Annotated in this window: 5 protein-coding genes; all 5 read right to left on the bottom strand. The window is 76.5% G+C overall.

Annotation, left to right across the window (positions count from 1 at the left end):
• Window positions 1-277: 277 nt before the first annotated feature.
• Entirely contained in the window at window positions 278-1,723 is a 1,446-nt protein-coding gene (locus ACEPPI_RS29105) for a glyceraldehyde-3-phosphate dehydrogenase (RefSeq protein WP_373918247.1), read from the bottom strand.
• Between the two features lie 128 nt (window positions 1,724-1,851).
• Complete coding sequence (locus ACEPPI_RS29100) at window positions 1,852-3,552, bottom strand: thiopeptide-type bacteriocin biosynthesis protein (RefSeq protein ID WP_373918246.1); 1,701 nt, start codon at window positions 3,550-3,552, stop codon at window positions 1,852-1,854.
• Between the two features lie 16 nt (window positions 3,553-3,568).
• On the bottom strand, window positions 3,569-5,452 hold the full coding sequence (locus tag ACEPPI_RS29095; protein WP_373918245.1) for a TOMM precursor leader peptide-binding protein: 1,884 nt from the start codon (window positions 5,450-5,452) through the stop codon (window positions 3,569-3,571).
• Complete coding sequence (locus tag ACEPPI_RS29090; RefSeq protein WP_373918244.1) at window positions 5,449-7,188, bottom strand: hypothetical protein; 1,740 nt, start codon at window positions 7,186-7,188, stop codon at window positions 5,449-5,451. Before ACEPPI_RS29090 ends, ACEPPI_RS29095 begins: the two co-directional genes overlap by 4 nt.
• Window positions 7,185-8,339 carry a lantibiotic dehydratase C-terminal domain-containing protein gene (locus ACEPPI_RS29085; protein ID WP_373918243.1) on the bottom strand — a complete coding sequence of 385 codons (1,155 nt, stop codon included), beginning with the start codon at window positions 8,337-8,339 and terminating at the stop codon, window positions 7,185-7,187. The genes ACEPPI_RS29090 and ACEPPI_RS29085 overlap by 4 nt, the downstream gene beginning before the upstream one ends.
• Window positions 8,340-8,358: the final 19 nt, after the last annotated feature.

Below are 8,358 nucleotides of genomic sequence, written 5' to 3'. Positions count from 1 at the left end.
TGGTTGGTGCGGGGCGCCCCCCCGCGGGGGGGGGGCTCTGAGCGGGGTGGGGCGGTGGGGGGGCCGGGCGGGGCCACGCCCGCGCGGGGGGGCCCGGGGGGGGGCCCCCCCCCCCCTGGGCCGCGGCAGCAGCCCGTAGATGACGATTACCGACCCTCATGATTGACCGAAATAGGTGATTTCGGGGCAACATGTAATGGTTCTCACGCACACGAAAAAGGCGCCCGCCCCGAGCGTGAGCTCGGGGCGGGCGCCTCTTCGTGCGGGGCGGAGCCGATCAGACGACCGGGACCGGGTAGGTCGGGTACTCGACGCCCGAGACGTGCTGGACGACGCGGATGACCTGGCAGGAGTAGCCGAACTCGTTGTCGTACCAGAGGTAGAGGATGGCGTTGTCGCCATCGACCTTGGTGGCGCCGGCGTCGACGATCGAGGAGTGGCGCGAGCCGACGAAGTCCATGGAGACGGCGTCGGGGGCCGTGGTGAAGTCGATCTGGCGCTTGAGCGGCGAGTGCAGCGAGACGTCACGGAGGTAGTCGAGGACCTCCTCGCGGGTGGTCTCGCGGCCCAGGCGCAGGCTGAGGATGGCGATCGAGACGTCCGGGACGGGGACGCGGATCGAGCTGCCGGTGATCGGCGCCTTGAGGTCCGGCAGCGCCTTGGCGACGGCCGAGGCGGCACCGGTCTCGGTGATGACCATGTTCAGCGGCGCGGAGCGGCCGCGGCGGTCGGCCTTGTGGTAGTTGTCCAGGAGGTTCTGGTCGTTCGTGAACGAGTGGACGGTCTCCACGTGGCCGCGCAGCACGCCGTACTCGTCGTCCATGGCCTTCAGCGGCGGAACGATCGCGTTGGTGGTGCAGGAGGCGCAGGACAGGATCTGCTCGTCCGGCTTGATGGTGTCGTGGTTGACGCCGTGGACGATGTTCGGGACGTCGCCCTTGCCCGGAGCGGTCAGGACGACCTTGTCGATACCGGGGCGCAGGTGGTTGGAGAGCCCCTCGCGGTCGCGCCACTTGCCGGTGTTGTCGATGAGGATGGCGTCCTTGATGCCGTACGCCGTGTAGTCGACCTCGGACGGGTCGTTGGCGTAGATCACCTTGATGGTGTTGCCGTTGGCGACGATCGTGCTCGTCGCCTCGTCCACGGTGATGGTGCCCTGGAACTGGCCGTGGATGGAGTCGCGGCGCAGCAGCGAGGCGCGCTTGACGAGGTCCGCCTCGCCACCGCCGCGCACGACGATGGCGCGCAGGCGCAGGCCGTTGCCGGAGCCGGCCTTCTCGATCAGCAGGCGGGCGACGAGGCGGCCGATGCGGCCGAAGCCGTAGAGGACGACGTCGCGGCCGGCGCCGCGCTCGATCTTGTTCTCACCGGTGGCGCCGGCGACGGCCTCGGCGGTGAAGGCCTCGACCGACAGGCCGCGGTCGTCGGCCTTGTAGTCCGAGGCGAGCATGCCGATGTCGATCTGGGAGGGGCCCAGGTCCAGCGTGGTGAGCGCCAGGAGGAACGGCAGCGTCTCGGTGACCGAGAGCTCCCCGCCGGCGATCTGCCGGGCGAAGCGGTGGGTCTTGAGGATGCTGACCACCGACTTGTTCACCAGGGAGCGGCTGTGCAGCAGGATCGTCACGTCCCGCTCGCGGTGCAGCTTCCCAATGATCGGGATCATCGACTCCGCGATCTCTTCGCGGTTCTTCCAGTTGGTGAACGAGTCCTCGTTGACAGTCACAGATCCATCTTTCGAGCTAGGCAGCGCTCATATGCTAACCCCTAGGAAATTTGATCATTTCTGCGGTCCCGTCCATGCGCTTGTTGACCAGATCTGATCTGTTTTGGCCGACAGCCGGTCATCCCGGCTCATCCGGTGGTACGCGGCGCCGGACGGCCCAGTGGCAGCAGGTACTGCAGGGGCTGCTCCAGGTCGTCCAGGCCGAGGAGCTCGTGGGCCAGGTCGTCGTGGAAACCGCCCAGCGTGGTGCCGCCCAGGCCCAGGGCCGAGGCCGTCAGGAGCAGGGTCTGGGCCAGATGGCCCGTCTCCAGCAGGGCCAGGCGCAGGGCGCGCAGCCCGTAGCGCCGCCGCAGCACGCCGAGGTCCGCGTAGAGGCCGAGGACCACCGGCACCTCGTCGACACCGATCCAGTCCGGGTCCGTCTCGGGGCGGGAGGTGTACGTCGACAGCGGCTTGAGCTCCTCCGCCGTCGGCGCGGGCCCGATCCGGCGCAGGGTCCGGCGTTCCGGCACGCACGCGTACGTGCCGGGCTCGACGCCCGCCACGTCCAGTACCAGCAGCCGCACCCCGGCCGTGTACAGGGCTCCCGCGCTCGGGTAGGGCCGGTGGACGAAGGGACGCCGCGTGCCGTCCGCGAGGGGCTGGACGCTGCGGCTGCTCTCGGCCAGGGCGTGCCAGAGCAGGGAACCGAGGGTGGGGGCGTCCAGCGGCCCCGTCAGGCGCCCGCGCCGGGAGGCCCGGTCGGCCAGTACGGAACGCAGCGAGACCTCCGGCAGGGGGGCCGCGGGCAGGGCCGTCTCGGGCAGGGACACCGGCGGGGGCGCCGGGGCGGGGGCCTGGCGCAGCGCGGCGTCCTCGTTGCGGCCGATGTGGACCTTGCTGCGCTCCAGGTACTGCAGGTCGGCGGCGGTGTGGCCGGCCGGGAAGTAGTCGGGCTCCCCGTCCGTCTCCAGCAGGGTCCGGCCGGCCAGCCGGCACACGGCCCGCTCCTCGTCGGGGGTGACCCCGAGCCGGTTGAACAGCATGTGGAGCTGCGAGCCCCAGACCCGGGCCGCGCTCTCCTCGGAGAGGCCCGCCCCGGCCCCCCGCGCGCCGTCGGCGGCGCGCAGCCGGGCGTCGGCCTCGCGGACCCGGTCCGTCCAGCGGGTGAGCCAGGGCGCGGCCGTACCGGCGCCGAGCCGCTCCCGCAGGGCTTCGGCGCGCCGGGCCAGGCCGGTGCGCTGGGCGGCGTGCACGGCATTGACCCGGGCGTGCACGGAGGCGCCGGGCAGCAGGGGCGTCTCGGTGACCCAGCGCCAGCCCGCGGCGTGCCGGCGCAGCCAGCGGGCCGCCGTGCGGCGGTCCATGCCGAGCGCGTACGCCGTCGCGTGCGCCAGGTCCGCCGCGCGGGTCAGCCGGGCCGCGTCCGCGCCCTCGTCGGGGAGGTCCCGCAGGGCGTCCAGCACGGCCCGGGTGGAGTCCGCGAAGACCTCCTCGGCGACCGGCAGCGCGCGCGGCCCGCCGTAGCGGTGGGTCTCGGGCACGTACGGCACGGCGCGGACCTCCCCGTGGCGGGACGGCCACGGGCCGGGCACCGCGGGCACCTCCCCGGCCGCGCCGGCCAGGTCCCGCGGGAGCGCCGCGGCGGCCCGCTCGCTCAGGCCGCGCACCCGGATCCGTACGTGGGGGCCGTCCTCCCCGTACCGGATGAAGAACCACCGGGCGGCCTCGCCCGAGGCGACGAGGCCGTCGAGGAGCGGGGCGGCGGAGCGGACCAGGAAGGCGTCGGTGTCCAAGGTCCCGGAGTGCAGGAAGAGGTGGTGGCTGTGCCAGGTGTCGGTGGTCGTCACGTGCGGTCCTCGGGTGTCAGGGGAAGGGGTGGGGATGGACCGCGAGGTCCTCGTGGCGCAGCGGGCGGGGGGTGCGGCCCAGCCGGTACGGCACCTCCAGCAGCCGGGACAGGCCCCGGGTGCGGCGGTTGACGTGCCCGAAGGTCATCGGCAGCGAGCCGGGGACGACGACCTTCACGCAGTGCAGGCCCAGACCGGCGCGCAGGCCCGGCTCGCTCTGGTCGACCGCGATCACCTCCAGTCCGGCCCGCGCCAGCCGGTCCACGGTGGCGCCGAGCAGCGCGGAGAGGTCACCGACCGGCTCGGGCGCCCCCGGCCAGGCCTCCGCGGCGGTCAGGCAGGGCGTGTCGGCGAAGAGGAACTCCAGGCGGGGGGCCGCCTCGGGGAGCGTGTTGAGACCCACGTGGTCGTCGAGGGTGACGACCAGCTCGGGCCGGTCCAGCATGGGCCGCAGCCGCTCCGGATCGCGCGGGCCGCCCTCGGCGGAGGCGCGCTGCGGCGCCTCCAGGACGTTGGTGACGACCTCGGCCACCGCCGACCGGATCGCCGCGCGGGGATCGTGGTGCGCGCCCGCCGCCAGGAACACGCGGGGGGCGTCCGGGTGGGAGCCGGTGTAGCGGCAGACGGCGACGACGGCGGGGATGCCGAAGTCGTTGGTGGCGTCGAGCAGGACGAGGCGGTAGCCGGCGACGGCCGCCCGGTCCGCGAGCAGGAGCGTGTCGAGGTCGTCCGGCGACGGTTCGACGCGGCGCAGCGGGGTGGCCGCGTACCAGGCCATCAGGAAGGCGTCGCGTTCGGCGACTTCGAACAGGCCGTAGAGGGCGGCCTCCTCGGCGCTGTTGCCCAGTCCGCAGCCGTTGGAGGACTCGTACACCACGCGCGGGCCGCGGTCGGCGCCGCCGGGGACGTCCCAGTACGCGACGTGTTCGGGCACGGCCGTGGTCCGCCGCCGGGTGAGCGACCAGCCGTGGACCCAGTCGAGGGCGAGGCCGGGCGTGTACGGGACCGTCGGCGAGGCGGGGTGCCCGTGGTGGGCGGGGTCGGGCAGGCCGAGCCGTCGCGGGTCCACGGCGCGGTCGGGGCCGAGGGCGGCGAAGGGGGCCCGCAGGGCGGTGCGCCGGCCGGTGGGCCGCATCCCCGCGTAGCGCTCGGCGCTCTCGAACAGCGCGATGCGTTCGCTGCCGGGGAAGTCCCGGGCCCGGCCGTAGCCTCCGTCCTCGACGGGCCGGCCGTCCGTCACGAAGGCGCCGGTCAGGGAGAAGGCGGAGTCCTCGGCGCGGAGCAGGCGGCGGACCGGGCCGAAGCGCTCGTCGTACAGGGCCGCCCGCAACCGGTCCGCGGAGGTCCGGGGGTTGGGGGCGCGCAGGACGTACGGGTCCGGGAGCGGGCGGGGCGCCGAGGGCAGCGGGACCGCCGCGGCCGGGGAGTCGGCGGGCAGTGGGTGGCAGACCGTACAACCGCCCACCGGGCGGACGCGGTGGGTGGACCAGGTGCCGCGTCCCTGGTGGAGCAGGTGCACGACGGCGCCGCCCTCCTCCGCCGCGTCCCGGGGGGCGTCCAGCAGCTCCCGCGCGAGGGCCACGGCCGCCTCGGCGAGGGCCGGTGACGGTACACCGGCCAGCGCGAGTTCCCCGCTCCGCCAGGGGACCCGGCCCCCGGCGGTGGCCAGTCGCTGGTACTCGGCGCAGCACAGGCAGGCGGCCGCGCCGGGGCGCAGCACCGGGCCGACGACGGCGACGGCCCCGTCGAAGCGCACCGGCGCCAGGGCCACGGGGTGGCCCAGGGCGTGCCGGCTCAGTTCCTCGGCGAGGCCCAGGCTCCAGCGGGTCAGCAGCACCACGGCCCCTCCGGCGGTGGCCGCGAGGGCGGAGTCGGCGTCGAGCGGCGGCGCGGCGGTCACGGTGCCTCCTGCGGGCGGTTCAGGACGGTGAATCCGAACGCCCTCAACAGGGTGGCGAGTTCCCCGTCGGGGGCGGGCCGGGGCGGGCCCGTCAGCCGGACCGCGGCCGCCTGGAAGGCGTCCTCGCGCCCGGCCGTGTCGGCGAGCCACCGGCCGGTCCACCCCGGCTCCTCCCACCCGACCGCCGGGGCTCCCTCGACGGCCAGCCCGGCACCGGCCGCGCCGGCACCGGCGGCCGGGGTGCGGCCCGCCGGCGGGTCGGTGACTGCGGTGACGGCCGTGACGGCGGTGGATGCGGCGGCGGCCGACACCGCGGCGACGGCGGACAGCGCGGCGCAGGCCACCGCGTCGCCGGGGGTCGCCTCGACGGCGTCGCCGAGCGGGGCGGATCCGTCCGGGCCGGGCCGGCGGACGACGGCCCGGTACACCTCCTCGCCGGAAGCGACCCGGAACACGTGCAGGCGGGCGGGCACGGCGAGACGGTCCGTCAGGGTGCTCCACCAGTGGCGGGCCTGCGGATGTCCGGACCACCGCTCCGGGGCCACCGGCGTCCGCCCCGCGCCCGTCCCGGCACGGCGGGCGACCTCCGCGCGCAGGGCCCGGCCGCGGGCGTGCCCGGGATTGGCGCCCACCGTGGAGCCGGGCCGGCCCAGGGCCAGTTCGGCCGCGACGCAGAACACCTCCAGGCGGGCCAGGTCCAGCCGCGGCGCGCCGCCGGTCAGGGTCGCCCCGGGCCGGTGCGGGGCGGTGCCGGGCGCGGCGCAGGAGGCGAGGGGGACCGGCAGCTGCGGCAGGTCCGCCGGGCCGGGGTCGGGCAGCACCCCGCACCGCTCGTCGCCGAGGGCCGCCACGCGGCGCAGGGCCTCGCGCAGGGTGGTGGCGGGTGCGAGGGCCGCGCCGCAGGGGCGGGGCCCGACCCAGGTGCGGTACTCCGCGCGCGGCGGACGGGCCTCCACGAGGAGCACCGCGGGAAGTCCGGGCAGCAGTCGGTCGTCGTCCCCCTCGTCGGCCGGGTCGGGCAGGCCGGCCGCCGCGCACAGCAGCCGGTGGGCGGCGGCGCCGCCGAGCAGGGCGGCCGTCGCCCCTCCCCCGCCGGGCGGGCCCGGAGCCGGGCGGGCGGCCAGGCGGGCCTCCAGGGCCGTCGCCGTGGCGGCCGTGGCGGAGGTGGTGTCCGGGGAGGTGACGTAGCCGGTCGGGGCGGGCAGCGCGGCCGCGAGGGCGTGGGTGACGCCGTCGGGGAGGTGGGCGCGGAGGTGGATCCGGCCCTCGGGCAGGCCTGCGTCGCGGATGTACGTGACGGGCAGTCCGCCCTGTTCGAGCGCCCGGCCCGCGGCCCTGGCCAGGGGTGCGTCGACGGCGGCGGCCACCACTTCGGCCCGTGTCGCGGCGAGCGCGGCCGCAGCGTCGGCGGGCCGGTCGGTGCTCACGGCGAGCCACGGCCCGACCGGGCCCGGATCGGGCGCGGGCCGTGGCGGACCGGTGACGAGCAGGCCGTGCGCCTCCAGTTGGGCGACGACCGCCTCCACCGCCGTCCGCGCCGGGGAGCCGGGCTCCAGGCGGTCGAGGAGGGCGTCGAGCCCGCCCGTGCGCAGGGGCTGCTCCAGCGAGCGCCACAGCACGGGCAGCGCGGGGCTGCCCTCCAGGGTGACGCTCCCCCGCCGGCCCCGCAGGTGCAGTCCGTCGCGCAACGGGGTCACGGCGGTGCCGGGCCGCAGCCGGCGTCCGGTGCCCGTCATGCCCCGCGCTCCACGGCCTCGACGGCCGCGCCGACCTCGGCGCGCCAGTCGCAGCCGGTCAGGGCGGGCACGGCGCGGACGACGAGGTGGGCCGCCAGGTACCGCTCCAGCGGGCGGACGTCGCACAGGGCGAACAGCCGGTACAGGCCATTGGTGCAGGCCCGGTGGATGAGGTAGTCGGGGCGCCGCCACATCGTGCCCCGCGGGTCGGAGCGGCTCAGCAGCCGGTGGAACTCGCTGTACCGGGTGCGGACGTCGTGGTTCCAGCGCTCCTGCGCCGCCGCGTCACCGGTGGCGGCGGCCCGGTCCCGGTAGGCGTGCGGGTCGCCGTGCAGGTCGGCGCCGGCGTCGTGGCGGCTCCGGGCCAGCCGCCAGGCTCCGGCCGAGAAGTCCGCCCACTCCCGTTCCCAGCCCTGCGCGCCGCCGTCGGCGATCCTCCCGACGAGGGCGGTCACGGCCTCGCCGGCCCGCTCCGCGTGCTGCTCGAAGCGGGCCCGTACGCGGCCGTCCGGGTCGTCGTGGACGAGGAAGTCCTCCAGGTGGGAGACGTACGAGTAGTGGGCGCCGGCCAGGCCGCCGGGGTGGGCGGCGGCGTGCGCGGCAAGGCCGGTCACCGCGAGCCGGAGCCGGGCCCCGGAGCCGTCGCCGCCTTCCCCGAGGAAGGCGGCGCCCGCCCGCAGCGCGCCGAGGCCGGACCGCAGCAGGTCCTCGCGCAGGGCGGCGCCGTCGTCGCCGAGGAGGGTGCGCAGCGGGGTGCGGTCGACGGCCTCGACGCGGACCGTGTTGTCGGGGGCGATGGGCCCGTAGGGCGGGGGGACGAGTTCGGCGCGTCCGGCCGCGGCCGCCAGGCGCAGCAGCTCGGACTCCGTCAGGTCCGTGTGCGAGGGGTGCGCACGGAGCCAGGCCCGGACGCGCCGGGCGGCTGCCTCGGCGGCGGCCTCCACCCGGGCGGGCGGTCCCTGGATGCGCAGCCGCAGGTGGGGGCCGTGCAGCCAGTGCCGCTCGACGTGGGCCGCCAGGCCGTCGGCGGCGCAGGAGGCGGCCAGCGGCAGCAGCGCCTCGCGCAGCAGGGGTGCCTTGACCAAGTGGTGGTGGAAGGCGACGACGTCGCGCGTGCCGTCGTCGTTGTCCGGGTGTGGTGCCGTCGGCACGGGCCCTTCCTCCTCTTCC

The sequence above is a fragment of the Streptomyces sp. AB3(2024) genome (assembly GCF_041862025.1).
Lineage (GTDB): Bacteria > Actinomycetota > Actinomycetes > Streptomycetales > Streptomycetaceae > Streptomyces.
Note: the sequence above shows the minus strand (reverse complement) of the source record. Positions and strands in the feature narration are given on the sequence as shown.

What these genes read in the sequence shown, in the direction of transcription:
- ACEPPI_RS29090 (WP_373918244.1), bottom strand. Translation starts at nt 7,188, where the DNA reads ATGACGGGCACCGGACGCCGGCTGCGGCCCGGCACCGCCGTGACCCCG.